The organism is Pseudomonas sp. A125 (assembly GCF_055409485.1).
In genome coordinates, this window is record NZ_JBUZVP010000021.1 from 1 (window position 1) to 26,250 (window position 26,250).

Sequence of the window (26,250 nt, forward strand, 5' to 3'; positions counted from 1 at the left end):
AGTGGTGGGGCAAGAGCCTTTTGGTTACTTTTGGGCTCCTTTCAAAAGTGACCCGCCGTAAGGGCGGAACCCATACAAGCCATCACCTGAATAACGGATATGCCCCCAACCACCATCACCCCAACTTCACATCCATGGTTATCCGCGCGGTAAACACCAATTTCCCCTCCGCATCCAGTATCTCGACCGGCACTACCTTGTCCCCCGGCGTCTGCCAGTCAACCCCCTCGCCACTGGCCGTCGCCGTCACACTGCTTTTGGCCTTGGCCAGGTACTCCACCGTCATCCCCTTGGGAATCCAGCGCGCACCCGGTGGTATGGAAACGTCAGTCATGGTGCCCGCTGCCAACTCCGCAGCGTTGCACATGGCGATCGCATGCACGGTCCCCAGGTGGTTGGTAATCGCCTTGCTGAACGGCACCTCCACCGACGCCAACCCCGGACGCAACTGCGTCATCAGGGGGTTGATGGTGCTGAAGTAGGGCGCCATCTGGCACGCCATTTTGCTGAACGCTTCGGCACCGACGCTGTTGTACAGGCTCAGGTATTGACTCATGGGGCTGCCTCGCTGATGAGTTAAGTTTACGGAACAAAATTCCGTTACAGAATAATATTCTGTAACGGAACAGTATTCTGCAAAAGGGAAATCTGTCAAGCTGCCCAGACGTACCCCGTTCAATGATTGAGTTCGTGTTCAGCATGCAAACCCCGGATCTGCTCCAGCGTTGCTTCCCTGGCCGAAGGGCCGAATTGAAGCGCGATATCTTCAAGACCGCACTCGACCTGTTCAACGAACAAGGCCTTGAAGCCACCACCATCGAGATGATTCGCGCGCAGTGCGACACCAGCGTGGGCGCGATCTATCACCACTTCGGTAACAAGGAAGGCCTGGTCGCCGCGTTGTTTTTTAACGCGCTGGAGGATCAGGCCGAATTGCGCGCACGCTATCTTGCGTCGGCCGAGTCGGCGAAGGAGGGTGTGTATGCGCTTGTCCACAGCTACGTCGACTGGGTGGACAGCGAACCGCAATGGGCGCGCTTCCAGTACCACGCGCGCTTCGCCGTGACCAAGGGGCCGTTCGCCGCCGAGCTGGAAAACCGCAACCAGGCACGTAATGCCTTACTCAAGGAATGGATGGACCAGCCCGGCCGTGGTGACCAGCTCAATCAGGTGCCTGGCGAACTGTTGCCGTCGTTGATCATCGGCCAGGCCGACAGTTATTGCCGTGCCTGGCTAGCCGGGCGGGCAGCCAGTAGCCCGCGGCTCTACCGCGAGGCCCTGGCCGAGGCCGCATGGCGTTCGGTGAGTGGCGTTTAGTCCGCCCACTGCATTACGCGCACGGCGCCATGGCCAGCCCGTTGGCCGAGCAGTAGGTGAGGGCGTGCGCGCACTTTTCGATGATCCTCAGCTGAGGTCAGCGCACCAGGCACGGCCGTTTGTTATCAAACGTCCAGCCCGGAATCATGAACTGCATCGCCACGCTGTCATTGCGCGCACCCAGGCCCATGCCCTTGTACAGCTCGTGAGCCTGGGCCACGGCGTGCATGTCGATGTCCACACCCAGGCCCGGTTTGGCCGGTACCCGGATATGGCCGTCGACAATCTTCAATGGGGCCTGGGTCAGCCGCTGGCCGTCCTGCCAGATCCAGTGGGTGTCAATGGCAGTGATTTCTCCCGGCGCGGCGGCGGCTACCTGGGTGAACATCGCCAGGGAAATGTCGAAGTGATTGTTGGAGTGCGAGCCCCAGGTCAGGCCCCACTCATGGCACATCTGCGCCACCCGCACCGAGCCTTGCATGGTCCAGAAGTGCGGGTCGGCGAGGGGAATATCCACCGACTGCAACTGGATCGCGTGGCCCATCTCCCGCCAGTCGGTGGCGATCATGTTGGTGGCGGTAGGCAGCCCGGTGGCACGCCGGAACTCCGCCATGACTTCGCGCCCGGAGTAACCGTTTTCTGCACCGCAAGGGTCTTCGGCGTAGGCCAGTACGTGATGTTGATCGCGGCACAGGGCGATGGCTTCTTTCAGCGACCAGGCGCCGTTTGGGTCCAGGGTGATGCGTGCATCGGGGAAGCGCTCGGCCAGGGCGGTGACCGCTTCGATTTCTTCGGCGCCGCGCAGTACGCCGCCCTTGAGTTTGAAGTCATTGAAGCCGTATTGCGCCTTGGCGGCTTCGGCCAGGCGTACGATGGATTCGGGCGTCATGGCTTGCTCGTGACGCAGGCGGAACCAGTCTTCGGCGTTGTCTTCGCTGCGATACGCAAGGTCGGTTTGCTGACGATCGCCAATGTAGAACAGGTAGCCGAGCATCTTCACCGCATCGCGCTGCTGACCTTCGCCCAGCAGCGCGGCCACCGGCACTTCGAGAAATTGGCCGAGCAAATCCAGCAGTGCCGCTTCCATCGCCGTAACGGCATGAATGGTGATGCGCAGGTCAAACGTCTGCAAACCCCGGCCGGCTGAATCCCGCGCGGCGAAGGTTTGGCGCATGGCGTTGAGGATGCTCTGGTATTGGCCGATAGGTTTGCCGATCACCAGGCTGCGAGCGTCTTCCAGGGTTTCGCGGATGCGTTCGCCGCCCGGTACTTCGCCGACCCCGGTACGGCCGGCGCTGTCGGTGAGAATCACAATATTACGGGTGAAAAACGGCCCGTGGGCGCCGCTGAGGTTGAGCAGCATGCTGTCGTGGCCGGCCACCGGGATGACTTGCAGGCCGGTAACAAGCGGTGCGCTGGCCGCGTAGTGCTGGTGTTCTGTGTTCATTGTTAAGTCCTTATTTGCTCAAGACGGGGGCGGGTTGCAGCACGCTGCTGGTGCTCGGGCCGGGTAGGGTTTTGGCGAAGAACACCAGGATTGCGGCGAGGATCGAGGTGCCCGCCAAACCATACAAACCGCCCTGGATCGAACCAGTGGTCTGTTCCAGAAAACCAAAGGTGGTGGGCGCGACAAACCCGCCAAGGTTGCCGATGGAGTTGATCAGCGCGATCACCGCCGCAGCGATGCGGGCATCCAGGTAACCCTGGGGAATCGGCCAGAACAGCGAGGACGCTGACTTGAAGCCAATCGCCGCGAAGCAGATGGCGATAAAGGCAAAGATCGGCCCGCCGGTGGTGGACAGGAACATGCCGACCGCGGCGATCAAGAGGGCGACGGCGACCCACGCTTGCTGGAACTTGAACTTGCCCGCCAACGCGGCGAACGCGTACATCGCGATGATCGAAATCAACCAGGGAATCGAGTTGTAGAAGCCCACTTGGATGTCGCTCAGGTCGCCCATCTTTTTGATGATGCTCGGCAGCCAGAACGTGGCGGCATAGATGGTCAACTGGATGCAAAAGTACAGGCCACAGAACAGCATGATCTGGCGGTCCTTGAGCAGCTTGCCCAGGGTCGGCTTGACCGTGGTGGCTGCATCGCGCTCGCGCTGTTCACGGTCGATCTCGCCCACCAGCGCGTCCTTTTCTTCAAGGCTCAACCACTTGGCGTCGTGGGGTTTGGAGTCGAGCCAGAACCACACAAAAAAGCACAGCAGCACCGAGGCCATGCCTTCGATGATGTACATCCATTGCCAGCCATGCAGGCCCAGCCCGGTGATTTGCAGCAGCACCCCGGACAGCGGGCCGGAGATCAACGAGGCCAGGGCCGAGCCGCTGAGGAAAATCGCAATCGCCTTGCCGCGTTCGACCCCAGGCAACCAGCGGGTGAAGTAGTAGATCACTCCCGGGAAGAAGCCGGCTTCGGCCACGCCCAGCAAAAAGCGCAGGATGTAGAAGTGGGTTTCGTTCTGGATAAACGCCATCAGCGTGGCGGTGACGCCCCAGGTGAACATGATGCGGGTGAGCCAGATGCGCGCGCCGACTTTTTGCAGGAGCATGTTGGACGGCACTTCAAACAGCGCATAACCGATGAAAAACAACCCCGCACCGAAGCCGTAGGCGGCTGCACCGATGCCCAGGTCGTGCTCCATATGGGTACGCACAAAGCCAATGTTGACGCGGTCGATGTAGTTGACGATGAACATGATCACGAACAGCGGGAGCACGTGGCTCTTCACTTTCTTGATCGCGCGGGCCAGGACGGGGTCGGTGGCAGGCGCAGCTGTCGCAGGGCTGGAAGGGTTCACAAGGTAAAACTCCCACTGATTATTGTTGTGCGGGGATGGCTTTGGTTGCCGGAGTTGTCTGACAACTTGACAGACATCATACAACTGCAATTTCACAGATGGCAACACTTTGTAGAAGCGCGGTTGTTCGCGCAAAACGTCAACGATTGCGCGGTTATATTGAATGATAGCGGTGCGGATGATTTTTTCGCGACCAAGCTCGCTCCTACAGGGATTTGTTTGTTGTCATACAAGTAGGGGGTGAGAAGAGTGCTAGTATTGCCGGGCCTTCCTGGACGGAATTCTCGATGCAAAACGACAACACGGCCCCTCATCGCAGGGGCTTGGCCCATGACATCGTCACCGCGCTGACTCAACAGATTCTGCTGGGGCAGATGATGCCGGGAGAGAAGCTGCCGTCCGAATCCGCCATCGTTGCCGAGTACGGTGTCAGCCGCACCGTGGTGCGCGAAGCACTCTCCAAATTGCAGGCCGCCGGGCTGGTAGAAACGCGCCACGGCGTCGGCACCTTCGTGCTGGCGCGCGACGAACGCCAGGGCCTGCACCTGACCCACGACACCGCCGCCAGTGTGCGCGGCATTCTTGAATTGCGCATGGGTCTGGAAACCCAGGCAGCGGCGCTGGCTGCCTTGCGCCGTACCGACGAACAGCTGCAGCAGATGCGCCAGGCGCTGGATGACTACCAGGATTCACTGGCCCACAACGACAGCGCCGTTGAGCCGGACGTGCGCTTCCATCGCCTGATCGCCCAGGCCACCGGCAACACCTGTTTCACCGACGTGATTTATCACCTGGGCCACTCGGTAATCCCGCGTACCCGAATCAATGCCGAAGAACGCGGCGACGTGGACTTGATGGAACTGGGGCGTGTGGCGAACCTGGAACACGAGGCGATACTGAAAGCCATCCGCCGCCAGGACCCGGACGCGGCCAGAGCGGCCATGCTGTTGCATCTAAGCAACAGCCTGGAGCGGATGACCGGAGAGTAGTCTCGCCAGGGGCATTTTCTTCAATACCGCGACCCGTCTTCTCCTTAAGGTTCAGCTCATACTCGCACAACAAAAAGGAACTGCAATGAGCTTGATCATTTCCATGGCTGCCTTCGCCCTGGCCACGTCCATCACGCCGGGACCGGTGAATGTGGTGGCTATCAGTTCAGGGGCGCGGTTCGGGTTTGCCGCCAGCCAAAAGCATGTGGCGGGGGCTGCGTTGGGATTCACGTTGCTGCTGGTATTAATCGGCCTGGGGCTGCATCAGGTGCTGGTGCGCTGGCCGCTGCTGACCCAACTGATTCAATGGGGCGGGGTGGCGTTCCTGTTGTACATGGCCTGGAAACTGGCGGTTGACGATGGGCGCCTGCAGGCTGACGGCACGGCCACAGCGCCGTCAATGTTGTATGGGGCGATCATGCAGTGGCTCAACCCCAAGGCCTGGCTGGCGTGCGTGGCGGGGATGGGGTTGTTCGTGGCCGATGGTGATGTGCAACAAGTCTGGCTGTTTGCGACGATCTACCTGGTGATTTGCTACCTGTCGGTGGCGTGCTGGGCCTACGCCGGCACGTTCTTGCGGCGCTACCTGAGTAACCCGCCGGGTGTGCGCCTGTTCAATCGCTCGATGGCGGCCCTGCTGGTGGCCAGCGTCGGGTATCTTCTGCTCGCCTGATTCAACTGCGGTATTGCCCGGGCGTCGCCGCCAGGTGCAGTTTGAAGGTGCGCTGGAAGTGCGCCTGGTCAGCAAACCCGGCCGCCAAGGCCACGTCAGCAATCAACTGGCCGCTGCGCAGTTGGGTGCGGGCAAACTGGATACGGCGATTGACCAGGAACGCGTGGGGCGTCATGCCGTAATACTGTTTGAACGCGCGGATCAGGTACGACGGCGACAACTCGGCGGCCTGGCAAATATCTTCCAGTTTCAACGCCTCGGTGCAGTGTTCGCGAATGTACTCGGCAGCGCGCTCCAGCTTGTGGTTGACCTCGCGCATCCGGGTTGTCGACGGGTTGAGCCGTTGTTGTACTTCGGTGAAGTAACTTACTAGCGCGCTTTGTTTGTGCAGGTGTTCGGCATGCTCGTCGACCAGCACGTCATACAGCTCGTTTAGCCCCTGATACAGCACGGCGTCCGTGGTGTGAGTGGCGGTGAACGGACGGAAACCCTGGTCGGTGCGCAAGCCCAACTGGTGCTGCAGATCGGTCAGCCAGGCCGTCTCGATATACAGCATGTGATAGGACCAGGGCTGATCATCGATGGGGTTGCAGGCGTGGACGTCGCCCGGGTTCATCAGCACCACGGTACCGGCGCTGATCCTGAACGTGGAGGCTCCGTGGATATACCCGCTTTGCCCGGCCGTGATTGCCCCGATGGAAAAATGCTCGTGGGAATGGCGGGTATAGCAGACCTTGCGCCCATCGGCGATGGTCCGCGCCTCGATGAACGGCAGACGGTCATCGCGCCAGAAAAATGGTGCGGTCTGTTCGAAGGGCGGTCGCATCGATGCACATCTCACCGGGAAACAAGCGCTGGATGATTGCACAAAAACCGGCCTCCGGCGTTTCATTTCATGGGGGGCGGCATCATCGCACGCAGAAAAGCGCTGGCTGGGTCATGACCGCCGAGGGCGTCTGACAGGGCCAGGGGTCGCCCGGCTGCCTGCCTCGCCTGGTCGATACCTGCCAGTAAATGTTTGTCGATGATGGTCGCGGCGATGCCCTGGCTTCTGGGCGAACTGAAGGTGTTGGGCACTGCAGGACGAGGGCCATACACGGCCGGCAGGTGGGCAAAACGCTCGGCACTGACGGTCGCGTGCTGTTGCTCGACGGGGTTGGTGCCCAGGTGGTAGGCCGACCAATCGATCGGTAATTCGCGCCCCTTGGGGTTAGCGGCATCAGCGGCTGTGGCAAACGCCTGATAGGCCAGGCCCGGGAGGCGAGCCACTTTCAGTTGCCTTGGGAAAAATTCATAAAAGTGCCTGTCGCCAAAGTATTGGCTCAGTACCAACACGCCATAGCGCCCGACACTGGCGCCGGGTTGAGGCTGGCGCAGGCGATAGAACTGCAAGTCGCCGTATTCCATGGCTTCGCGACTCAGCAGCGTCAGTTGCGACATCCAATACACAATTGACTGCATCAGCGCAGTTCGCACGTCGCCATAGCGTTGTTCGAACGTGACGGCAAAGGCCGTATGCAGGGCTGACAACTCATTGAAGCGTTGCGCCATGCCGGCGAAATCAAGCTCCTTGAGGGTGGAATGCCAGTGCGCCGCATCGGTGGTCAGCAGCCCCGCCATGTGCAACTGGGCCATCGACACCGCGGTGGTGGAGGCGATGCCGGGCACCGGGCCTGTCGCGGCAGGCGCACCGGGCGCGGGCCGCCACTGAATAATCAATTGCTCCAGATGGAGGTTGCCCGGAAACACCCGCTGCAGGTCCTGCACCGCCATGTCGTAGCGGCTGGCGTCGGGGGCTTCCAGCTGTTCGGTGCTGACTTGCAGCCGGTTGAGCTGTTCATTCAATGCCGCGATGGCGCGGTTCTTGTCTGCGGTACTGCGGGCTGCGGAGTGTGGTGGGAGTACGCCGTTGGCCACGGCCCAGTCGGTGATGGGCGCTGTGCCCCGGCGGACCCTGCGAGCTGGGGTGACGAAGTAGATCAGCGCCATAAAATCGGTGAAGCTCATGGCCCGTGACGCTCCGGGCGTTTCTGCTTCAATCAGGTCGACGTACTGTTTGAAATGCACCCAGGTGTGGGAACTCATGTACGACACTTCGCCGCGTATGTCCCGTACCAGGAACTCCGGGGCAACGCCTGCCAGCAACAGGTGCGCGGCCATGGTCGCGGCGTTGGGGCGCGAGACCTTGCGCCGCACCATGGCCTCTACAACGTTGCGTACCTCAGCAAAGGGCAGGCCCCAGTTGTATGAGTCGGTCAGGTCGTAGCCGGCGACGGTGGCCCGGCGGGCGCCAGCACCCGGGTCCAGGCTAAGAATCAGTGCGGCAAACAGCAGGGCATTGCGGCTGGCGCGGGTGTTCGTGGCACTGGCGTGCTCGCCGTACCAGCCCACTGTTTCCGACAACCGCGCCGCCAGCGCCTGGGCCTGGGCCGACGCCAGTAATTGGAGCAGCAACCGATCCGCCTCGGCGCGCACCTGCTCCCTGGTTCTTTCACCAATGATCGCTTCACTCAGGAAGTCGAACAGTGTTACGTCCTGGCTGGGCAGAAAGGCGGCGACTGCCTGCAGTACCTGTTGGCGTTGCGCCGCCAGCAGCGGCATCACTTGCAGCGCTCGCCAGTAATTGCCGTGCCGGGGGGGCTTGAGTATCGCAATCGCCAGCAGGCGCGCGGTGACGTGGGCTTCATCGCGGGTAGTAGGCAGTTTCACTTGGTAGAGATTGAGCAACTGGCGCACGCTGACTTGGCCATCGGTGCTGATGCGCCCTCCCGATTGGCGGGCCAGTTCACGCAAGGGGTCGGCCATTGAGGTGAGGCGTGTAAGCGGTGTGTCGACGCGTGTCAGCACCTTGGGTGTATCGTCCAGCGCGTAACCACTGAGGTCGCCGTCGACGGTGAGCACATACTCACGGGCAGGGTTGAACTGGTGCGCGCCGCTTATGCGTTGAAAAACCGGCTCCCGGCGCAGGTCTGCGAGTAATTGCGCACCTTTGGCGATCAGCGGGGCAAAGGGCGAGTCCGGCACCAGGTCGAACGTTGTATCCAGGGTACTTTCAAGTTGTGTATCGAGGGTGATCGACCTGAGTGCTGCCTGCAGGGTGTGGCGCTCATTGAGCACCGTGATATGGCGCCTGTGTTTGCTCACCGCCGTCACTGAGTACGCCATCGAAGTGACGTACGGAAACGTAGCCGCAGTGGTCGCACGCAACTGCAGGACCAGGGCCTGTGCCTCCTCTGCGCTGGCGGGCCGGGGGAGTCGATACACGGTCATCAGCGCGGCCAGGCTGAGGCTGGCGTCTGGCAAGATATCTGTGTGGGCAAGTTTGGCCAGGCGTTCCAGTTCGTCCCATTGTTGGTTCAGCGGTGTGTCGTGGGAGCGATCCACCGGCGAGGTATTGAACACATGGCTGCCGATCACCGCGACGACCGCTTTTTGCTCGACGGCGTAGTAATGACGGGGCACAGCGCCGGGGCTCGCGGGGTTGAGGCTCAAGAATTCCTCCCCTTCAGTCACGGCTTTAAACAGCCGTGCAGCGTACTTCAACGTGCTCGACAGCATCGAGTCCGAGTCCAGGCTGAGACGTTGCAGGTAAAGTCCAATCCAATCGAAGGGCAGACCACCGTTGGTCTCAGCGCCCAGCAATGCCTGCAGTGCGTCGGCCAGTTGCAGGTAGTCCCGTTGTTCTTCGGTCAGGCGTTTGCGCAGGGCTGATTTGAGTCGTCCGCTCTCATCCACGCCGGGCAGCGTATCCAGGGTGTGGATTTCCTCCAGAATGACCTGCGCCTGCAAGTGGTTTTTCGGTATCGGGTAGCCATAGAAGGGCAAGACCAGGTCCAGTGGCATCTCCCGTGAATGATGTTCGGCAGGGTTTTCCATGAACGGCAGGCCGGCGTTGATCGTGTCGATGATCTGCACCACCTCCAGGATCGGGTTCGCGACTTGCCACCAGCCGACGTTATTGTCCAGCGTGAAGGTGTAGGGCGTTTTTACCGTGCCCTCCAACACCGAGGCCTGCAAGTCTGCGCCACGAAACACCAGGCTTGCCAGTTCCAGGTTGTGGCCTGAGGCCCACTCGCGAAAGGCTGGGCGAGCAATCGCATCGCCATACAGCTGCGCCCACTGCCCCAGCATTGTGTGGTCGGGCACGCGGATCAAAATGGGTGCGGCGGCGGGTGTGGTGCCTTGGGCAACAAGGCTGATCAAACCGGCGATCAGTTCAGCGATCAGCACTTGATCATCCTTGAGGCGCAGCGCCTGGCGCGTGATCAGGCCCAGGGCGGAAGGCGAGATGTTTTTCAGCAGGTGCGACAGAAACGGTAAGTCATCCATGGCGTGAAGGCTCTGTGCGAGGTTGCCCATAGGCTATGGGCAACCGGAACCTCCATCGTCGGATGGCCGGGGCGGGAACAAAAGACGTAGCTTCCTGATGGGGTGTAGCGCGAGTCGACGGCTGCGGCAGTCTTCCCGTCAGGTTCATCAACAAGCCGATCAGCCTTTGCGGTTCTCGGCGATCCAGGCCGTAGCCAAGTCGATAAACGCGCGCAGTTTCGGCTGGCTCTGGGTGCGGGAGGGAAAATACAGGTACAACCCGCTGCTCGACGGAACAAAGGATTGCAGCACCTGCACCAGCGCGCCTGAGGCCAAATCCTCCATCACTTCAAAATCACTCACGTAGGCCAGGCCCTGGCCGGCCCGGGCGGCGGCGATCATCAGGTTGCGGTCATTGACGATCAGCCCGCCGTGAACGCCCACCGTGAATTCCCGGCCCGCACGCTCGAACTCCCAACGGTGTGCCATGCCGGAGGTCAGGAAGCGATAGCCGATGGTTTGATGGGTGGTCAGCTCTTCCGGCGTTGCCGGCGTGCCGGCCTTGGCGACATAACCGGGAGAACTCACCACCGACCACTTCAAGTCCGGTGTCAGGCGCACGGCGACCATGTCCTTGTCGATGGATTCACCCAGCCGAATGCCAGCGTCGAAGCCCTGGGTCACCAGGTCCACGGCGGCATCGTCCAGGGAAATATCCAGCACCACATCCGGAAACGCCTCACGAAAGCGCGGGATCAATGGCTCGATCAACAGCTTGCCCGACAACCTCGGCACCGTCAGGCGCAGGGTGCCCATGGGGCGGTCGCGGTAACCGCTGAGGGCCGCCAGCGCGTCGTCAATCTCTCCGGCGGCGGGGCGCAAGCGCCTGTAAAGCGTGGCCCCTGCCTCCGTCAGCGCCACCCGCCTTGTGGTGCGCTGGAACAGCACCACGCCTGTGCGTTTCTCGAGGGTTTTCACCGCATGGCTGACGGCCGTCGGCGTTACCCCAAGCCGCGCGGCCGCCTGGGTAAAGTTCTTAAGCTCTGCAACCGCCAGGAACTCGGTCAGGCCGTTGAAGGGGTCAAGGTTCATTTGGGGCGCCATTATGAAATTGAGTTTCATAGTGCTTGTAGCACGAGGTGATTTTTCTGGCTAATGCCACGGCGTACCTTTACTTCACTTTCACTCCATCAGGTACGGATCATGACAACGGCACACTCTTTCAAGCGTGTTTGGCTGGTAACCGGAGCTTCCCGGGGTATCGGCGCAAAAATCGTCGCGGCGGCGCTGGCCCATGGCGACGCAGTGGTGGCCACGGCGCGCAATGCCCAGGCCGTCACCGAGCGTTTCGGCGCGCAACCCGGACTGCTGGCGGTGCAACTGGATGTGACCGACGAGGCCCAGGCAGCCAGTGTTGCCCGTGCTGCGGTTGAGCACTTCGGGCGTATCGATGTGCTGGTCAACAATGCCGGTTTTGGTTTGTTGGGCGCGGTCGAGGAAGCGTCTGCCGAGGAGGTTCGCCGGTTGTACGAAACCAATGTCTTCGGCCTGCTCAATGTCACACGCGGTGTATTGCCCTTCATGCGCAAGGCGCGCAGCGGGCACGTTATCAACATTTCGTCGGTGGGCGGCTTCCGCTCCGGTGCGGGGTTTGGCACCTATTGCTCGACCAAATTTGCCGTGGAGGGGCTCAGTGAGGCGCTGCACGCGGAACTCGCGCCCCTGGGCATCAAAGTGACGGTGGTTGAACCGGGTTATTTCCGTACCGACTTCCTGGACGGCAACTCCCTGGTGGAGTCGCCCGTGGTTATCGAGGATTACGCCGCCACATCGGGCGAGGTGCGCAAGCTGGCCAAGGTCTACAACCAGCAGCAACCGGGAAACCCGGAGCTACTGGCGGTGGCCATGATCAAGTTGGTAGAGGCGCCGCAGCCGCCGATGCGCCTGGCATTGGGCACCGACACGTTGCAGGCGATTGAGGACAAGCTGGCTTACGTCAAGGAAGAGACCAACGCCTGGCGTGAGTTGTCGGCCTCAACCGATTTCTGACACCCAATGGCGTAGCAGCTGTCGAGCGCCAGCGAGGCTGCGTCAGGCGCGCCTCGGTGCAGTGCCAGGCTCGATAACAGCGGTGCGGCTAACGCAGCCTCGCTGGGGCTCGACAGCTGCTACGGTGGTTCTACTGCTAGGGGCCGGGCACCAGGAACGCCGCCGCCAGCAGTTGCCGGGTATAGGCGTGCTGGGGGTTGGCGAAAATCGCGGGTGCATCGCCTTGTTCTACCACCTGCCCATGCCTGACCACCATCAACTGGTGACTCAAGGCCTTGACCACCGCCAGGTCGTGGCTGATGAACAGGTAGGTAAGGTTGTACTTGGCCTGCAGGTTACGCAGCAATTCCACCACCTGGCGCTGCACGGTGCGGTCGAGGGCCGAGGTCGGTTCGTCCAGCAGGATCAGCCGGGGCTTGAGCACCAGGGCTCGGGCGATGGCGATGCGTTGGCGTTGGCCGCCGGAGAATTCATGGGGGTAGCGATTGCGGGTTTCCGGGTCCAGCCCCACTTCCTTGAGCGCGGCGATAATCGCCGCTTCCTGCTCGGCCGCAGTGCCTATCTTGTGAATGCGCAAGCCTTCGCCGACGATCTCGCTTACGCACATGCGTGGGCTCAGGCTGCCGAACGGGTCCTGGAACACCACCTGCATTTCCCGGCGCAACGGCCGCACCTGTTGCTGGCTGAGTTTATCCATCTGATGGCCTTCGAAGCGAATGCTGCCCTTGCTCGCAATCAGCCGCAAAATCGCCAGGCCCAGGGTGGATTTGCCCGAGCCACTTTCACCAACGATACCCAGGGTCTGGCCCTGAGGCAGGCTGAAGTTAATGCCGTCTACTGCCTTGACGTAATCGATGGTGTTGCGCAGGAAACCTTTCTTGATCGGGAACCAGACTTTCAAGTCATCGACTTCCAGCAACGGCGGGCCGACTTCATTGGTGGCAGGGCCGCCGCTGGGCTCGGCTGCCAGCAGCTCCTGGGTGTAGGGATGCTGCGGCGACTGGAACAGGGTTTCGCACTCGGCCTGCTCGACAATGCAGCCTTTTTGCATCACGCATACCCGATGGGCAATGCGCCTTACCAGGTTCAGGTCATGGCTGATCAGCAGCAAGGCCATGCCCAGGCGCGCCTGCAACTCCTTGAGCAGCTCCAGGATCTTCAGTTGCACCGTAACGTCGAGCGCGGTGGTTGGTTCGTCGGCAATCAGCAATTCTGGTTCGTTAGCCAGGGCCATGGCGATCATCACCCGTTGCCGCTGGCCGCCGGACAGTTCGTGGGGCAGGGCCTTGAGGCGCTTGTGGGGTTCGGGGATGCCCACCAGTTCGAGCAACTCCAGGGTGCGCCGGGTGGCGACCTTGCCGCTCAGTCCCTTGTGCAGGCCGAGCACTTCGTTGATCTGCTTCTCGATGCAATGCAGCGGGTTCAGCGAAGTCATCGGTTCCTGGAAGATCATCGCAATGCGGTTGCCGCGAATATGCCGGATGGTCTTCTCTTTAAGGGTCAGCAAGTCGTGGTTGGCGTACTGGATGGTGCCCGAAGGGTGCCGCGCCAGCGGGTAGGGCAGCAGGCGCAAAATAGAGTGCGCCGTGACCGACTTGCCGGAGCCGCTTTCGCCCACCAGCGCCAGGGTTTCGCCGCGCTTGATATCGAAGCTGACGTTGTTCACCACACGCTGGTGGCTGTTGCCTACGACGAACTCGACGGAGAGGTCGCGGACTTCGATCAGATTGTCCTGATTCATCTCATTTCCTCGGGTCGAAGGCATCGCGAGCGGACTCGCCGATAAACACCAGCAAACTCAACATGATCGCCAGCACGGCAAAGGCACTCATGCCCAGCCACGGCGCTTGCAGATTGGATTTGCCCTGGGCCACCAGTTCACCCAGGGACGGCGAACCGGCGGGCAGTCCAAAGCCCAGGAAGTCCAGGGCGGTGAGGGTGCCGATCGCCCCGGTCAGGATGAATGGCATGAAGGTCATGGTAGAGACCATGGCGTTGGGCAGGATATGGCGGAACATGATCGCGCCGTTCTGCATGCCCAATGCCCGGGCCGCCCGCACGTACTCCAGGTTACGCCCGCGCAGGAACTCGGCGCGCACCACGTCTACCAGGCTCATCCAGGAAAACAGCAGCATGATCCCCAGCAGCCACCAGAAGTTGGGCTGCACGAAACTGGCAAGGATGATCAGCAGGTACAGCACCGGCAAGCCGGACCAGATCTCCAGGAAGCGCTGGCCGGCGAGGTCGACCCAGCCGCCGTAGAAGCCCTGCAAGGCACCCGCGATCACGCCGATGATCGAGCTGAGTATGGTCAACGTCAGTGCAAACAACACTGAAACCCTGAACCCGTAGATCACCCGCGCCAGCACATCGCGGCCCTGGTCATCGGTGCCCAGCAGGTTGTCCCGCGAAGGCGGGGCCGGCGCCGGAACCTTCAGGTCATAGTTAATGCTCTGGTAGCTGAACGGGATCGGCGCCCACAAGGTCCAGGCATCCTTGGCCTTGAGCAGCTCCTGGATGTAGGGACTCTTGTAGTTGGCTTCCAGCGGGAATTCACCGCCGAAGGTGGTCTCGGGGTAACGCTTGAGGGCCGGGAAGTACCAGTCGCCGTCGTAATGCACCGCCAGCGGCTTGTCGTTGGCGATCAACTCGGCGCCCAGGCTCAGGCCGAACAGGATCAGGAACAGCCACAGCGACCACCAGCCACGCTTGTTGGCTTTGAAGCGTTCGAACCGGCGACGATTGAGCGGGGATAGATTCATCTCAATGCTCCCGGCTGGCGAAGTCGATACGCGGATCGACCAGGGTGTAGGTGAGGTCACCGATCAGCTTCACCACCAGCCCCAGCAGGGTGAAGATAAACAGCGTGCCGAACACCACCGGGTAGTCGCGGTTGATCGCCGCTTCAAAGCTCATCAGGCCCAGGCCGTCGAGGGAGAAGATCACCTCCACCAGCAACGAGCCGGTAAAGAAGATGCCGATAAACGCCGATGGGAAGCCGGCGATCACCAGCAGCATCGCGTTGCGAAACACATGGCCGTACAGCACTCGGTGGTTGGTCAGGCCCTTGGCTTTGGCCGTGACTACGTATTGCTTGTTGATCTCGTCGAGGAAGCTGTTTTTGGTGAGCAGGGTCATAGTCGCGAAGTTGCCGATCACCAGCGCGGTGACGGGCAGGGCCAGGTGCCAGAAGTAATCGAGGATCTTGCCGCCCCAGCTCAACTCGTCAAAGTTGTTGGAGGTGAGCCCGCGTAACGGAAACCAGTCGAAGTAACTGCCGCCGGCGAACACTACGATCAGCAGGATCGCGAACAGGAACGCCGGGATCGCGTAGCCGACGATGATTGCCGAACTGGTCCACACATCAAAATGGCTGCCGTGGCGCGTGGCCTTGGCGATCCCCAGCGGGATCGACACCAGGTACATGATCAGGGTGCTCCATAACCCGAGGGAGACCGACACCGGCATCTTTTCCTTGATCAGGTCGATGACCTTGGCATCACGGAAGAAGCTGTCGCCGAAATCCAGCCTGGCGTAGTTCTTGACCATGATCCACAGGCGTTCCGGCGCCGACTTGTCGAAGCCGTACATCTTCTCGATTTCCTTCACCAGGGCCGGGTCCAAACCCTGGGCGCCGCGGTAGCTGGAGCCAGCCACCGAGACTTCGGCACCGCCGCCGGCGATCCGGCTGGTGGCGCCTTCAAAGCCTTCGAGCTTGGCGATCATCTGCTCCACCGGGCCTCCGGGGGCGGCCTGGATGATCACAAAGTTGATCAGCAAAATACCGAACAGGGTCGGGATGATCAGCAGCAGTCGGCGAACAATATAGGCCAGCATCTCAGTCGCCCCCGCTCGCCGGATCGGCGGTCTGGTTGGTGTCCAGGGTTACCGCCGGCTTGGCGTCGGGTTTGCTCCACCAGGTGGCGGTGCCCACGTCATAGCGCGGCGAGACCTTCGGGTGGCCGAGATGGTCCCAATACGCTACGCGGAAGGTTTTGATGTGCCAGTTGGGGATCACGTAGTAGCCAAACTGCAGCACACGGTCCAGGGCCTTGGCGTGGGCCACCAGGCTTTTGCGCGAGTCGGAGTCGATGAGTTCTTCCACCAACTGGTCGATGGCCGGGTCTTTCAGGCCGATATAGTTGCGGCTGCCGGGCTTGTCGGCACTGGAAGACTTCCAGTACTCGCGCTGCTCGTTACCCGGCGAGGAGGACTGCGGGAAGCTGCCCACCACCATGTCGAAATCCCGCGAGCGGATGCGGTTGATGTACTGCGAGACGTCGACCCGGCGAATCACCAGGTCGATCCCCAGGTCTGCCAGGTTGCGCTTGAACGGCAGCAGGATGCGTTCGAACTCGGTCTGTGCCAGCAGGAACTCGATGGTCACCGGTTTGCCGGTGGTGTCGACCATCTTGTCATCGACGATCTTCCAGCCGGCCTCTTGCAGCAACTGATAGGCCTCACGCTGCTGGGTGCGGATCATGCCGCTGGCGTCGGTCTTGGCGGGTTCGAAGGCTTCGGTAAAGACCTGCGGCGGGATCTTGTCGCGCAGCGGCTCAAGAATCGCCAGCTCATCCGGGCCGGGCAGGCCGGTGGCGGCCATCTCGGAGTTTTCAAAATAACTGCGGCTGCGCGTGTAGGCGCCGTTGAACAGTTGCTTGTTGCTCCATTCGAAGTCCAGCAACAGGCTGATGGCCTTGCGCACCCGCACGTCCTGGAACATCGGTTTGCGGGTGTTGAACACGAAACCCTGCATCCCGGTGGGGTTGCCGTTGGGAATTTCTTCCTTGATCAGGCGGCCCTGGGCAACGGCGGGGGTGTTATAGGCGTTGGCCCAGTTTTTTGCGCTGATTTCCAGCCAGTAATCGAACTGCCCGGCCTTGAGTGCTTCGAGGGCCACGGTGTTGTCGCGGTAATAATCGGTGACACGGTAATCGAAGTTGTAGAAGCCCTTGTTGATCGGCAGGTCCTTGGCCCAGTAATCCTTGACCCGCTCGTAGCGGATCGAACGCCCGGCCTTGACCTCGGCCACCTTGTACGGGCCGCTGCCCAGCGGAATCTCCAGGTTGCCCCTGGAAAAATCGCGACCCTCCCAGTAATGCTTGGGCAATACCGTCAATTGCCCGAGGATCAGTGGCAGCTCGCGGTTGTTGGTGCGCTTGAACTTGAACAGCACGCGCAACGGGTCTTCGGCGATCACTTCGTCGACGTCGGCGTAATAGGTTTTGTAGATCGGCGAGCCATCCTTCATCAGCGTCTGGAAGCTGAACACTACGTCTTCGGCACGAATCGGGTGGCCATCGTGGAAGCGTGCTTCGGGCCGAATGTAGAAGCGTACCCAGCTGTTGTCCGGGGCTTTTTCGATCTTGCCGGCCACCAGGCCATATTCGGTGATGGGTTCGTCCAGGCTTTGCTGGGCGAGAGTGTCGTAGATCAGGCCGATGTTGTCCGCCGGCACGCCCTTGCTGATGAACGGGTTGAGGCTGTCGAAGCCGCCCATGCTGGACTCGCGAAAGGTACCGCCCTTGGGCGCGTCGGGATTTACATAGTCGACGTGCTTGAAATCGGCGGGGTACTTGGGGGGTTCGTTGTAGAGGGTCAGGGCATGTTGCGGGGCCGCAGTGGCCGCAGCGCAAAACAGCAGGCCGCCAAGGAATGCAGTACGCAAAGGTATCATTGGGCTTTCTCCGAAGCTTTCAGCCACCATGCGCTCAGGCCCAGGCTGTAGGGCGGCGTGGTGACGAAGGCGAACCGGTTGCGGTACGCCAGGCGATGATAGTTGAGGTACCAGTTGGGAATACTGTAGTGCTGCCACAGCAGGACGCGGTCAAGAGCTCGGCCGGCAGCCAATTGTTCTTCACGGGTTTGCGCCGCCAGCAACTGTTCCAGCAGATGGTCGACCACCGGGTTGGCGATGCCTGCGTAATTCTTGCTGCCCTTGATGCCCGCCTGGCTGGAGTGGAAATACTGCCACTGCTCAAGGCCGGGGCTGAGGGTCTGGTTGAGGGTCATCAGAATCATGTCGAAGTCGAATTGGTCGAGGCGTTGTTTGTACTGTGCGCGGTCTACCGTGCGCAAGCGGGCGTCGACGCCGATGCTTGTCAGATTCTCGACATAGGGCTGCAGGATGCGCTCCAGGTTCGGATTCACCAGCAAAATTTCCAGGCGCAGTGGCTGCCCGTCACTGTTGAGCAAGCGCTGCCCGGATAGCTTCCACCCCGCTTCGGCCAGCAAGGTCAGGGCGCGGCGCATGGTTTCCCGCGGGATGCCGCGACCATCGGTCTGGGGCAGGCTGAAAGGCTGGGTAAACAGATTGGCCGGCAGTTGCTCGCGATAGGGCGAGAGCATCAGCCACTCATGGCCGGTGGGTACGCCGGTGGCGGAGAATTCGCTGTTGGGGTAGTAGCTGAGGGTGCGTTTATAGGCGCCACTGAACAGGGTGCGGTTGGTCCACTCGAAATCGAACATCAGCCCCAGGGCTTCACGCACCTTGGCCTGGCTGAAAGCCGGGCGCCGGCTGTTCATGAACAGGCCCTGGCTCTGGGTCGGGATCTGGTGGGCGATCTGCGCCTTGATCACCTCACCCCGGTTGACCGCCGGAAAGTTGTAGCCGTTGGCCCAGTTCTTCGCCTGATGCTCGATATAGATATCGAACTCGCCGGCCTTGAAGGCTTCGAAGGCCACGTCGCTGTCGCGGTAAAACTCCACCTCGACCTTGTCGTAGTTATAGAACCCACGGTTGACCGCCAGGTCCTTGCCCCAGTAATCCTTGACCCGCTCGAACACCAATTGCCGCCCCGGCGTGACCGTGCTGATGCGGTATGGCCCGCTACCCAGCGGCGGCTCGAAGGTGGTGGCCTTGAAGTCACGGTTTTTCCAGTAATGCTGAGGCAATACCGGCAGCTCGCCCAGGCGCAGGATCAGCAGCGGGTTGCCGGCGCGCTTGAATACAAAACGAATGCGATGCCGATTGAGGATGTCGACTCGCGCCACTTCCTGCAGGTTGGTGCGGTATTGCGGGTGGCCTTCGGTCAGCAGCGTGCGATAGGAAAACGCCACGTCATAGGCGGTAATCGGCTTGCCATCGTGGAACCGCGCCTCGGGGCGCAGGTTGAACACCACCCAACTGCGGTCCTCGCTGTATTCCACCGATTGGGCAATCAGGCCGTAGCTGGAGGTCGGCTCATCGCCCGACGGGGCGTACTGGCCGGTGCCAACCATCAGTGGCTCATTGAGCTCGTTGACCCCGTATTGCAGGAAGTTGGCGGTGGAAACCGGGCTGGAACCCTTGAAAGTATAAGGGTTGAGGGTATCGAAGGTGCCAAACGCCATGACCCGCAAGGTGCCGCCTTTGGGCGCTGCGGGGTTTACCCAGTCGAAGTGGGTGAATTTGGCCGGGTACTTGAGCATGCCGAACTGCGCATAACCGTGGCTCTCGGTAATGGTCGCGTTCGCGGAAAAGCTCAAGGCCAGACTTATTAGTAGAAGGAGGGGACGCTTCAAGTCAGAGATCCGATCCAGGCGGCTTGGGCTTTATGATCGGTACAGTAACAGCTTGTTCCGATTGGAAAAAGCGGGATGCCTGTAGGAGCAAGCTTGCTCGCGAAGGACGCCAACGATAACGCTGGCATTGTGAATTAACGCGATGCCCTTGCGTTGTTCGCGAGCAAGCTCGCTCCTACAGGATTTGCGGTGTTATCTAGGCCCGGAAACCACCAGCATCTGCCCGGGCTTCAGCGCCTGGCCAGTGCGGGGGTTCCAGCGCTTGAGATGTTGCATCTCAACGTTGAAGCGCTTGGCGACGATGTACAGCGAGTCGCCTTTCTTGACCTTGTATTGCACCGGCTTCTTGCTATCGGCCTTGGCCACCAGCTTGCGGGTGTCCTGCATGATCAGGGTCTGGCCGACCTTGAGGGCCTGGCCATTGAGCTTGTTCCAGCGTTGCAAGTCGTGCACGTCGACCTTGTTGGCCTTGGCAATCAGCGTCAGGTTGTCGCCGCTGCGCACCTTGTAGCTGCGGGTGCGACCGGCAACGGCCTTGTGCTCAACTTCGTCGAACACCGGCTTCTTCGGACGCATGCTCAACAATTCTTCCGGATTCATCGCCGAAAGGCTGCTGGCCAGCAGCTGTGCCTTGGACGTAGGCACCAGCAAATGCTGCGGGCCATCCAGGGTAGTGCGCTGTTTCAAGGCCGGGTTGAGCTGGAACAGTTCGTCTTCGTCGATCTCGGCCAGCGCGGCAACCCGTGACAGGTCCATGCTTTGCTTGACTTCGACGACTTCGAAATACGGCGTGTTGGCGATCGGGCTCAGATTGACGCCATAGGCCTCGGGCGCCAGCACCACCTGGGACAGTGCCAGGAACTTGGGCACGTAGTCCTTGGTTTCCTGGGGCAGTGGCAGGTTCCAGTAGTCGGTTGGCAAACCAAGCTTTTCGTTACGCTCGATGGCCCGGCTGACCGTACCTTCCCCCGCGTTATACGCGGCCAACGCCAGCAACCAGTCGCCGTTGAACATGTCATGCAGGCGTGTCAGGTAATCCAGGGCGGCGGTGGTGGAGGCAGTGATGTCGCGGCGGCCGTCGTAGGCGCGGGTCTGGCGCAGGTTGAAGTAGCGGCCGGTGGACGGGATGAACTGCCACAACCCGACCGCATCGCTGCGCGAATAGGCCATTGGGTTATAGGCGCTTTCAATCACTGGCAGCAGCGCCAGCTCCAGGGGCATGTTGCGTTCTTCAAGGCGTTCGACGATGTAATGAATGTAGAGGCTGCCGCGTTCGCCGGCGTTCTCAAGAAAGGAAGGGTTACTGGCAAACCACAATCGTTGCTGTTCAATGCGCGGGTTGACGCCCAGCCCGTCCTGCAGTTGAAAGCCCCGGCGCATGCGTTCCCAGACATCCTGGGGCACTTCCGGGCTTGGCTTCTCTGAGAGCCAAAGGGGTTTTTGCTTGATCTTGGCGGTAAGGTTCGGTTTGGGTTGCACGGTGGATTGTGCGGCAAATTGGGTCGATTGGCAGCCCGCCAGAGTAGCGGACACAGCCACCGCCACGGCTTGAGCCAGGCGGGTCAATGCGTCTGAATGGTTGGTTTTACGAATAGATGACGACATTGGCTGGAAGTAAGTTCCGGGCAAAAATGTCGGGCGATTCTAGAAAGCGCTTTGGTTGCGGTCAACCATTCAGAAATTACGTACTAAATTCCGCGCGCTTAGAACGTATCTTTCCACGACCTCAAGCTAGCAAACACCTCACTCCCGGCCCGGTTATCCCGCCCATTCCGTTCGTCCGCTTTTTCTTTAACAGATGTTTCTGAGGTGCGCAGAAAAGGGTTAGTGAGTTTTTCCAGGGCCAAGGTCGAAGGCAGCGTAATCTCGCCGTTCGCCCGTAGTCGCCGCACGTTCTCCACCCGTTCGGCGATATCCGCGTTATGCGGTTCCACGGCCTGGGCGAATTTCAGGTTACTTTGTGTGTATTCATGGGTGCAGTACACCCGCGTGTCCGCTGGCAATGCCGCCAGGCGTTCCAGAGAGGTGTGCATTTGTTGCGGGGTGCCTTCGAACAGACGGCCACAGCCGGCGGCAAACAGGGTATCGCCGCAGAACAGCACACCCTCGTGAAAAAAGGCGATATGGCCGAGGGTGTGGCCTGGTACGGCAAATACCTCGAAGTCCCAGCCCAGCACCGTGATGCGGTCGTTGTCCTGGAGGGCCACATCCCGCGCGGGGATTTTTTCGTTGCCCGGGCCGTAAACGGTGGCGCCTGAAACACTTTTCAGTTGTTCGACGCCGCCGACATGATCATGGTGATGGTGAGTCACCAGGATATCGCTGAGGGTCCAGTCGGGGTGCTGCTGGAGCCAGGCCAGCACGGGCGCGGCATCACCGGGATCGACCACGGCGCAGCGCTTGTTCGGCTGGTCCTGTAACAACCAGATGTAGTTATCGGTGAAGGCGGGCAGGGCACTGATCTGTATCATTCTTTGATTCGCCAAGCTGAACACATTGGTGCATCTTAGAACTTCTTGGCGAGTTGGAGAATGCAATGACTGATAAAGCGTTCGCACAGGCCGATCCCGAGTGGCTGGCACTGATTGGTGCCGCCCGTGAATGGTTGTCCGGGCCTGTCGGGCAATTTTTACTGGATGAAGAGCGGCGCATGCTCGAAGACGAGCTGGGCCGGTTCTTTGGTGGTTACCTGGTGCATTACGGCCCGTCGGCACAAACCCCGCCGTCTGCGCCCCAGGTGCAGCGCAATGTGCGCCTGGGCGCGCCGCTGCCGGGGGTGGAAATTGTCTGCGAGGAGCAGGCCTGGCCGTTGAGCGAGCATGCCGCCGATGTGGTGGTGTTGCAGCATGGGCTGGATTTCTGCCTGTCGCCCCATGGTTTGCTGCGCGAAGCCGCCAGCAGTGTGCGCCCAGGTGGCCATTTGTTGATCATCGGCATCAACCCTTGGAGCAGTTGGGGTTTGCGCCATGTGTTCGCCCACGATGCGTTGCGCCAGGCGCGCTGCATCTCGCCCTCGCGCGTTGGCGACTGGTTGAACCTGCTGGGCTTTGCGCTGGAGAAACGCCGCTTCGGGTGCTATCGTCCGCCGCTTGCGTCTGCCAAGTGGCAGGGCCGGCTGGCTGGTTGGGAACGCAGGGCCGGTGCCTGGCAGTTGTCTGGTGGTGGTTTCTACTTGCTGGTGGCCCGCAAGATCGTTGTTGGCCTGCGCCCGGTGCGCCAGGTACGCCGCGAACCGATGGGCAAGCTGGTGCCGATGCCGATGGCCAAGGTCAATCGCAAGCAGAGCGAACAGTAAAAAATACCTTTTTGATTTCAGGTCGAGCTTCTCGACCTCGGGCCTTTGTCGGTCGATTATCGGCAACCCGCTTTGATGGATCCCGCTTTAATGGATAGTGAAATGACCGATAGCGTAGAACTCTTCACCGATGGCGCCTGCAAGGGCAACCCCGGTCCCGGCGGATGGGGTGCCTTGCTGGTGTGCAAGGGCGTGGAGAAGGAACTGTGGGGCGGCGAAGCCAACACCACCAACAACCGCATGGAGCTGATGGGCGCGATCCGTGGCCTTGAAGAACTCAAGCGTCGTTGCGACGTATTGCTGGTGACCGACTCCCAATACGTGATGAAGGGCATCAACGAGTGGATGGTCAACTGGAAGAAGCGCGGCTGGAAGACCGCCGCCAAGGAGCCGGTGAAAAACGCCGACCTGTGGCAGTTGCTCGACGAGCAGTGCAACCGCCACAACATTACCTGGAAGTGGGTGCGCGGGCACATTGGCCACCACGGTAACGAGCGGGCCGACCAACTGGCCAACCGTGGTGTGGATGAAGTGCGCGGCTACAAGCAGAGCTGATGCTGGCCGACGTGTTAAGATCCCGCCCCTTCAAATGTACCAAACCGTTGAGAGCTGAACCCTGATGGCCATCCGATCTGTTGTACTCGATACCGAAACCACCGGCATGCCGGTGACCGACGGCCACCGGATCATTGAAATCGGCTGTGTCGAACTGATGGGCCGCCGCCTCACAGGTCGGCACTTCCACGTTTACCTGCAGCCGGACCGGGAAAGTGACGAAGGCGCCATCGGCGTACACGGCATCACCAACGAATTCCTGGTGGGCAAGCCGCGGTTTGCCGAAGTGGCCGATGAGTTTTTCGAGTTCATCACCGGCGCACAGCTGATCATCCATAACGCGGCGTTCGACGTTGGCTTCATCAACAACGAATTCGCGCTGATGGGCGCAACCGACCGGGCTGATATCACCCAGCACTGCTCGATCCTCGACACCTTGATGATGGCCCGTGAGCGTCATCCGGGCCAGCGCAACAGCCTCGATGCCTTGTGCAAGCGCTATGGCGTCGACAACTCCGGCCGTGAACTCCACGGCGCCTTGCTCGACTCCGAGATTCTGGCCGACGTTTACCTGACCATGACCGGCGGCCAGACCAGCCTGTCGTTGGCCGGTAACGCCTCGGACGGCAACGGTTCGGCAGAGGGCTCGGGCAATCGCCCATCGGAAATCCGCCGCTTGCCAGCGGATCGCCAGCCGACTGCAATCATTCGGGCCAGCGAGCAAGACATGGCCGAACATGCGGCGCGCCTTGAGGCTATCGCAAAGTCCGCCGGCGCACCGGCGCTGTGGACCCAATTGACCCAGCCATAACCGTCACCCCAGTGCCAGCCCCTGGCTGGCCCTGATCAAGTCATACGCCTTGCGCGCAATCGGGTTCGCCGTGTTCGGGCGGATCCACAGGTAATACGTCACCTCCGGCATCCTCGGCAGCCCGTCGTTCTCCCCCAATACCCGCATGTCTGGCCCGAGCATTTCCATGCTTCGTGGGGTCACGCCCAGCCCTGCGCGGGTGGCCGCCTTGATCCCGATCAGGTTCGACGCCAGATACGCCTGGCGCCACGGAATGTTTGCCCGCTCCAGCGCCTCCAGGGCATAGCGCCGATAGATGCTCGGCTCATCCACCAGAATCAACGGCAGCGGCTCACTTGGTGAGTGAATATATTGCGCCGAACAAATCCACCACACCGGCGAAGTGCGCAACGCAAAGCCCTCCAGGTTGGCATCGGCGCGAGTGGAAATCACCATGTCGACCTTGCCCCGGTGCAAGTCATCCATCAGGAACGGGCTGCGGCCCACGTCGATTTCCAGGCGCAGGCGCGGCGCCGAGCGGGCGATGTGGCTGAGGATCGGCGGCAATATGGTGTCGGCGATGTCGTGGGGCGAGCCGATACGCAGTACGCCGCTGAGGCTGCTTTCGCGCAGGGAGTTAAGCGCGTCGTCATTCAATGACAGCATCTGCCGGGCATGCCGCAACAACTGCATCCCGGGCTCCGTCAGCTGCTTTTGCCGGCCACGTTTTTCAAACAGGCTGACGCCCACTTGTTGTTCCAGGCGCTGCATATGCTGGGTGACGGAAGATTGTGTGCGCGCCAGGTGGGTGCCGGCTTCGGCAAAGCTGTGGTGGTCGACCACGGCGATAAAGGTGCGGAGCAGTTCAAGATCGAGGGTCGACATGGCCATTCCAGGGCATTTTTATATCAAGGGTGCGAAGATAAACATTACAGATGTTTATGTGTTGTTGCGCCGATTTTTTGCGCAGGCTAATGATTGCGAGTATATGGCCAAAGGCGAGGTCGCCCGTATACGGGAAGTTATAACGATATGAGATATTTGAATTTCCGTTAGCCCGGCACTCTCCCTAGCATGCCCCCACATCAGGTCGGGGTACGCCGATCACTAATCAGGGGGAGTTCCATGGGTTTTGTGCGCGCGGCGGTAAAACGAAGGTTGCCTGTGGTTCTGGGCGCGTTGATCGCCTTGGGCGGCAGCGCGGTGGCTCAGGCCGATGCGACCCTGGACAAGATCCAGCAGCGCCATGTGCTGGTGGTCGGCGTGCTGCTCTCCGGCGGGCCGTTTGGCGGCATCGATCCCACGACTCAAAAGCCCAAGGGCTTGAACGTCGACCTGGCCAACGAACTGGGCCGTCAACTGGGCGCTGAGGTGCAAGTGGTTCCGGTATTACCGGCCAATCGCGTGCAGTTCCTGCAACAGGGCAAGGTTGACCTGTTGATCGCCAATATGGAGTGGACCGCCGAGCGTGGCGAGATCCTGGGCTTCGTGCCAACGCCGTTCTACAAGATCGGCGGCACCGCAGCGGTGCTCAAGGACAGCAAGATCACCCGCTGGGCAGACCTCAAGGACCAGCCGGTTTGCACCTCCCAGGGCAGCAGCTACGTCAAGCCGCTGACCGAGTTGGGCGCGCAGATCAAAGCGTTCAAGAGCTCCTCCGAATCCCTGCTGGCCCTGCGCGGCAACAACTGCGTCGCCGCGGTGCATGACTCCACCCTGGTCAACCCGCTGATCAACGACAGCGTCGAATGGAAGGACTACCGCACCATAAGCCCCGAGCTGAACCCGGCGCCGTCGGTGATCTGGACCCGCCGCGGCGAAAGCGACACCCAGGCCAAACTCGACCCGATCGTCAAGGAACTGCACCGCAGCGGTTGGCTGATCGACGCCCAGACCCGCAATCACATCACCCCGGCGTCACCTGCGCTGGTGGAGTTGCAGCAACAGTTCAAGGGCGCCTGAGC

Annotated in this window: 22 protein-coding genes; 8 read left to right on the forward strand and 14 right to left on the reverse strand. The window is 60.9% G+C overall.

Annotated features, from left to right (window positions below; genetic code table 11):
• Window positions 1–115: 115 nt before the first annotated feature.
• Window positions 116–556, reverse strand: a complete 441-nt coding sequence (locus tag ACZRN6_RS24815; protein WP_322144875.1) for a hotdog fold domain-containing protein — start codon at window positions 554–556, stop codon at window positions 116–118.
• A 143-nt stretch (window positions 557–699) separates the two neighbouring features.
• On the opposite strand from ACZRN6_RS24815, the gene ACZRN6_RS24820 reads away from it, so the two are divergent.
• Complete coding sequence (locus ACZRN6_RS24820; RefSeq protein WP_464009162.1) at window positions 700–1,317, forward strand: TetR/AcrR family transcriptional regulator; 618 nt, start codon at window positions 700–702, stop codon at window positions 1,315–1,317.
• 97 nt (window positions 1,318–1,414) lie between these two features.
• On the opposite strand, the gene gudD is transcribed toward ACZRN6_RS24820, so the two are convergent.
• Entirely contained in the window at window positions 1,415–2,764 is a 1,350-nt protein-coding gene (gene gudD / locus ACZRN6_RS24825; RefSeq protein WP_464009088.1) for a glucarate dehydratase, read from the reverse strand.
• Window positions 2,765–2,774: 10 nt separating this feature from the next.
• The gene (locus ACZRN6_RS24830) at window positions 2,775–4,124 is read right to left on the reverse strand and encodes an MFS transporter (protein WP_464009089.1); all 1,350 of its coding nucleotides are present in this window, start codon (window positions 4,122–4,124) and stop codon (window positions 2,775–2,777) included.
• 287 nt (window positions 4,125–4,411) lie between these two features.
• Here ACZRN6_RS24830 and ACZRN6_RS24835 point away from each other — a divergent pair, with 287 nt between their 5' ends.
• Window positions 4,412–5,113, forward strand: coding sequence for a FadR/GntR family transcriptional regulator (locus tag ACZRN6_RS24835; RefSeq protein ID WP_464009090.1), 702 nt, complete (start codon window positions 4,412–4,414; stop codon window positions 5,111–5,113).
• A gap of 85 nt (window positions 5,114–5,198) precedes the next feature.
• A complete protein-coding gene (locus tag ACZRN6_RS24840; RefSeq protein WP_322144879.1) occupies window positions 5,199–5,786 on the forward strand; it encodes a LysE family translocator in 588 nt (195 codons plus the stop codon).
• Between the two features lies 1 nt (window position 5,787).
• On the opposite strand, the gene ACZRN6_RS24845 is transcribed toward ACZRN6_RS24840, so the two are convergent.
• The 3 genes from ACZRN6_RS24845 to ACZRN6_RS24855 form a co-directional block, all read right to left on the reverse strand.
• Complete coding sequence (locus ACZRN6_RS24845) at window positions 5,788–6,612, reverse strand: AraC family transcriptional regulator (protein WP_322144880.1); 825 nt, start codon at window positions 6,610–6,612, stop codon at window positions 5,788–5,790.
• Between the two features lie 62 nt (window positions 6,613–6,674).
• The gene (locus ACZRN6_RS24850; protein WP_464009091.1) at window positions 6,675–10,115 is read right to left on the reverse strand and encodes a hypothetical protein; all 3,441 of its coding nucleotides are present in this window, start codon (window positions 10,113–10,115) and stop codon (window positions 6,675–6,677) included.
• Between the two features lie 159 nt (window positions 10,116–10,274).
• A complete protein-coding gene (locus ACZRN6_RS24855; protein ID WP_464009092.1) occupies window positions 10,275–11,186 on the reverse strand; it encodes a LysR family transcriptional regulator in 912 nt (303 codons plus the stop codon).
• A gap of 111 nt (window positions 11,187–11,297) precedes the next feature.
• Here ACZRN6_RS24855 and ACZRN6_RS24860 point away from each other — a divergent pair, with 111 nt between their 5' ends.
• Window positions 11,298–12,143 (forward strand): oxidoreductase, encoded by an 846-nt coding sequence (locus ACZRN6_RS24860; RefSeq protein WP_464009093.1) that lies wholly within the window; start codon window positions 11,298–11,300, stop codon window positions 12,141–12,143.
• Between the two features lie 136 nt (window positions 12,144–12,279).
• Here the strand turns inward: ACZRN6_RS24860 and ACZRN6_RS24865 are convergent, their stop codons facing one another.
• The 7 genes from ACZRN6_RS24865 to gloB all read right to left on the reverse strand — a co-directional run bounded on the left by ACZRN6_RS24865 (window position 12,280) and on the right by gloB (window position 22,117).
• The gene (locus ACZRN6_RS24865) at window positions 12,280–13,884 is read right to left on the reverse strand and encodes an ABC transporter ATP-binding protein (RefSeq protein ID WP_464009094.1); all 1,605 of its coding nucleotides are present in this window, start codon (window positions 13,882–13,884) and stop codon (window positions 12,280–12,282) included.
• 1 nt (window position 13,885) lies between these two features.
• A complete protein-coding gene (locus ACZRN6_RS24870) occupies window positions 13,886–14,905 on the reverse strand; it encodes an ABC transporter permease (protein WP_464009095.1) in 1,020 nt (339 codons plus the stop codon).
• A gap of 1 nt (window position 14,906) precedes the next feature.
• Window positions 14,907–15,980 (reverse strand): microcin C ABC transporter permease YejB, encoded by a 1,074-nt coding sequence (locus ACZRN6_RS24875; protein WP_464009096.1) that lies wholly within the window; start codon window positions 15,978–15,980, stop codon window positions 14,907–14,909.
• 1 nt (window position 15,981) lies between these two features.
• Entirely contained in the window at window positions 15,982–17,820 is a 1,839-nt protein-coding gene (locus ACZRN6_RS24880) for an extracellular solute-binding protein (RefSeq protein ID WP_322144886.1), read from the reverse strand.
• Window positions 17,817–19,646: an extracellular solute-binding protein gene (locus ACZRN6_RS24885; protein WP_322144887.1), complete on the reverse strand. Its 1,830-nt coding sequence runs from the start codon at window positions 19,644–19,646 to the stop codon at window positions 17,817–17,819. Before ACZRN6_RS24885 ends, ACZRN6_RS24880 begins: the two co-directional genes overlap by 4 nt.
• 192 nt (window positions 19,647–19,838) lie before the next feature.
• Window positions 19,839–21,251, reverse strand: a complete 1,413-nt coding sequence (locus tag ACZRN6_RS24890; protein ID WP_322144888.1) for a transglycosylase SLT domain-containing protein — start codon at window positions 21,249–21,251, stop codon at window positions 19,839–19,841.
• Window positions 21,252–21,349: 98 nt separating this feature from the next.
• Window positions 21,350–22,117 (reverse strand): hydroxyacylglutathione hydrolase, encoded by a 768-nt coding sequence (gene gloB, locus ACZRN6_RS24895; RefSeq protein ID WP_322148677.1) that lies wholly within the window; start codon window positions 22,115–22,117, stop codon window positions 21,350–21,352.
• Between the two features lie 65 nt (window positions 22,118–22,182).
• Between gloB and ACZRN6_RS24900 the strand changes: the two genes are divergently transcribed.
• The 3 genes from ACZRN6_RS24900 (at window position 22,183) to dnaQ (ending at window position 24,307) form a co-directional block, all read left to right on the forward strand.
• Window positions 22,183–22,941 carry a methyltransferase domain-containing protein gene (locus ACZRN6_RS24900; RefSeq protein ID WP_322144889.1) on the forward strand — a complete coding sequence of 253 codons (759 nt, stop codon included), beginning with the start codon at window positions 22,183–22,185 and terminating at the stop codon, window positions 22,939–22,941.
• A 102-nt stretch (window positions 22,942–23,043) separates the two neighbouring features.
• Window positions 23,044–23,496, forward strand: coding sequence for a ribonuclease HI (gene rnhA / locus ACZRN6_RS24905; RefSeq protein WP_069075857.1), 453 nt, complete (start codon window positions 23,044–23,046; stop codon window positions 23,494–23,496).
• Between the two features lie 70 nt (window positions 23,497–23,566).
• Window positions 23,567–24,307 carry a DNA polymerase III subunit epsilon gene (dnaQ, locus tag ACZRN6_RS24910; protein WP_322148678.1) on the forward strand — a complete coding sequence of 247 codons (741 nt, stop codon included), beginning with the start codon at window positions 23,567–23,569 and terminating at the stop codon, window positions 24,305–24,307.
• A gap of 3 nt (window positions 24,308–24,310) precedes the next feature.
• Here dnaQ and ACZRN6_RS24915 read toward each other — a convergent pair whose 3' ends face one another.
• Complete coding sequence (locus tag ACZRN6_RS24915) at window positions 24,311–25,171, reverse strand: LysR substrate-binding domain-containing protein (RefSeq protein WP_003207477.1); 861 nt, start codon at window positions 25,169–25,171, stop codon at window positions 24,311–24,313.
• Window positions 25,172–25,411: 240 nt separating this feature from the next.
• Here ACZRN6_RS24915 and ACZRN6_RS24920 point away from each other — a divergent pair, with 240 nt between their 5' ends.
• Entirely contained in the window at window positions 25,412–26,248 is an 837-nt protein-coding gene (locus ACZRN6_RS24920; RefSeq protein ID WP_464009097.1) for a transporter substrate-binding domain-containing protein, read from the forward strand.
• Window positions 26,249–26,250 lie beyond the last annotated feature (2 nt).

Excerpts from the sequence above, each read along its gene's own strand:
- ACZRN6_RS24815 (WP_322144875.1), bottom strand. The coding sequence starts at position 556 with ATGAGTCAATACCTGAGCCTGTACAACAGCGTCGGTGCCGAAGCGTTC.
- ACZRN6_RS24820 (WP_464009162.1), top strand. The coding sequence starts at position 700 with ATGCAAACCCCGGATCTGCTCCAGCGTTGCTTCCCTGGCCGAAGGGCC.
- gudD (WP_464009088.1), bottom strand. The coding sequence starts at position 2,764 with ATGAACACAGAACACCAGCACTACGCGGCCAGCGCACCGCTTGTTACC.
- ACZRN6_RS24835 (WP_464009090.1), top strand. The coding sequence starts at position 4,412 with ATGCAAAACGACAACACGGCCCCTCATCGCAGGGGCTTGGCCCATGAC.
- ACZRN6_RS24840 (WP_322144879.1), top strand. The coding sequence starts at position 5,199 with ATGAGCTTGATCATTTCCATGGCTGCCTTCGCCCTGGCCACGTCCATC.
- ACZRN6_RS24845 (WP_322144880.1), bottom strand. The coding sequence starts at position 6,612 with ATGCGACCGCCCTTCGAACAGACCGCACCATTTTTCTGGCGCGATGAC.
- ACZRN6_RS24850 (WP_464009091.1), bottom strand. The coding sequence starts at position 10,115 with ATGGATGACTTACCGTTTCTGTCGCACCTGCTGAAAAACATCTCGCCT.
- ACZRN6_RS24855 (WP_464009092.1), bottom strand. The coding sequence starts at position 11,186 with ATGAACCTTGACCCCTTCAACGGCCTGACCGAGTTCCTGGCGGTTGCA.
- ACZRN6_RS24860 (WP_464009093.1), top strand. The coding sequence starts at position 11,298 with ATGACAACGGCACACTCTTTCAAGCGTGTTTGGCTGGTAACCGGAGCT.
- ACZRN6_RS24865 (WP_464009094.1), bottom strand. The coding sequence starts at position 13,884 with ATGAATCAGGACAATCTGATCGAAGTCCGCGACCTCTCCGTCGAGTTC.
- ACZRN6_RS24870 (WP_464009095.1), bottom strand. The coding sequence starts at position 14,905 with ATGAATCTATCCCCGCTCAATCGTCGCCGGTTCGAACGCTTCAAAGCC.
- ACZRN6_RS24875 (WP_464009096.1), bottom strand. The coding sequence starts at position 15,980 with ATGCTGGCCTATATTGTTCGCCGACTGCTGCTGATCATCCCGACCCTG.
- ACZRN6_RS24880 (WP_322144886.1), bottom strand. The coding sequence starts at position 17,820 with ATGATACCTTTGCGTACTGCATTCCTTGGCGGCCTGCTGTTTTGCGCT.
- ACZRN6_RS24890 (WP_322144888.1), bottom strand. The coding sequence starts at position 21,251 with ATGTCGTCATCTATTCGTAAAACCAACCATTCAGACGCATTGACCCGC.
- gloB (WP_322148677.1), bottom strand. The coding sequence starts at position 22,117 with ATGATACAGATCAGTGCCCTGCCCGCCTTCACCGATAACTACATCTGG.
- ACZRN6_RS24900 (WP_322144889.1), top strand. The coding sequence starts at position 22,183 with ATGACTGATAAAGCGTTCGCACAGGCCGATCCCGAGTGGCTGGCACTG.
- rnhA (WP_069075857.1), top strand. The coding sequence starts at position 23,044 with ATGACCGATAGCGTAGAACTCTTCACCGATGGCGCCTGCAAGGGCAAC.
- ACZRN6_RS24915 (WP_003207477.1), bottom strand. The coding sequence starts at position 25,171 with ATGTCGACCCTCGATCTTGAACTGCTCCGCACCTTTATCGCCGTGGTC.
- ACZRN6_RS24920 (WP_464009097.1), top strand. The coding sequence starts at position 25,412 with ATGGGTTTTGTGCGCGCGGCGGTAAAACGAAGGTTGCCTGTGGTTCTG.